Here is a 1,196-nt window from a genome sequence, read left to right as displayed (position 1 = left end):
GTTGTACCTACGAATACATTCGCTTTTCTTCACGCTGAGCCCGCTTTAAGGGCGGCTTCAGGACGTCTCATCTGTCCATGCCAGCGGCAAGAGAGGGTAGAGCTATGACCTTCCGAATGCTGGTTCTGGCTGGGCTGCTGTGCGGCGCGGCGGCCGCTCAGGGCACCCCCACTCCCAAGCCGCTGCCCCAGCCCCAGGCTCCGGCCACGGTGACTGCCACCCGCAGCGAACCCACCCCGCAGGAATTCATGGCCGACAAGCTGGCGCGGCTGAAGGTGCCGGCGGGCTTCACCATCAAGGTGGTGGCGACCGGGCTGGGCAACGCCCGCATGCTGCACGTCATGCCCGACGGCGGCATCTATCTCACCCGGCGTGGTCAGAACGATGTTTGGTATCTGAAAGACGTCAATAAAGACGGCAAGATTGAAGCCGTCGAGCGCCGTCAGGTGGCGCAGAACCTGACCTCGGCGCACGGCATCGCCGTTCGGAACGGCAAGCTGTATATCGCTGGGGCCAGCACCATCTGGGTCATGGATATGGCCAAAGACGGCAGCCTCAGCCGCCCGCGCGTCTTCGCGGACCGCCTGCCCGAACCAGGGCAGCACTCGGCGCGCACGATTGCCTGGGGGCCGGACGGCTACCTGTACGCCTCGTTTGGCAGTCAGAACAACGACGCGCCCACCCCCAACCCTGAGGTGGCAGCCCTGCTGCGAATCGCGCCCGACGGCAAGAGCCGTGAGGTCTACGCGTCTGGCCTGCGCCATACCATCGGCTTTGGCTGGCAGCCCGTCACGGGCGCCCTGTACGGGTTTGACCAGGGGAGCGACTGGCACGGCGACAACATCCCGCCCGAAGAACTCAACGTCATTCAGCGGGGCAAGAACTACGGCTGGCCCTTTTGCTACGGCGACAAGGTGGTGGACCCCTACGTCAACAGCCGCGCGCCGGGCAACATCACCAACGCCGAGTACTGTGCGGGCACCCAGGGCAGCGTCCTGACCTACACCGCCCACGCCGCCGCTATCGCCGGCACCTTTTACACTGCCTCGCAGTTCCCGGCCATGTACCGGGGCGACATGTTTGCCGCCATGCGCGGCTCGTGGAACCGCAGCGAGCCCAGCGGTTACGAAATCGTGCGCGCCGACTTTGACGAGGCGGGCCAGCCCCAGAGCGTGACCCCCTTCGTGACAGGGTTT

The 1,196-nt window shown here is 65.5% G+C and carries 1 protein-coding gene; it reads left to right on the top strand.

The genetic code is table 11. The features are described 5' to 3' along the window. Nucleotides 1-104: 104 nt before the first annotated feature. The coding region (locus K7W42_RS22685; protein ID WP_224577676.1) for a PQQ-dependent sugar dehydrogenase at nt 105-1,196 on the top strand (1,092 nt) is incomplete at its 3' end.

The sequence above is a fragment of the Deinococcus betulae genome (assembly GCF_020166395.1).
GTDB lineage: Bacteria > Deinococcota > Deinococci > Deinococcales > Deinococcaceae > Deinococcus > Deinococcus betulae.
This window is presented reverse-complemented; position numbering and strand designations above follow the sequence as displayed.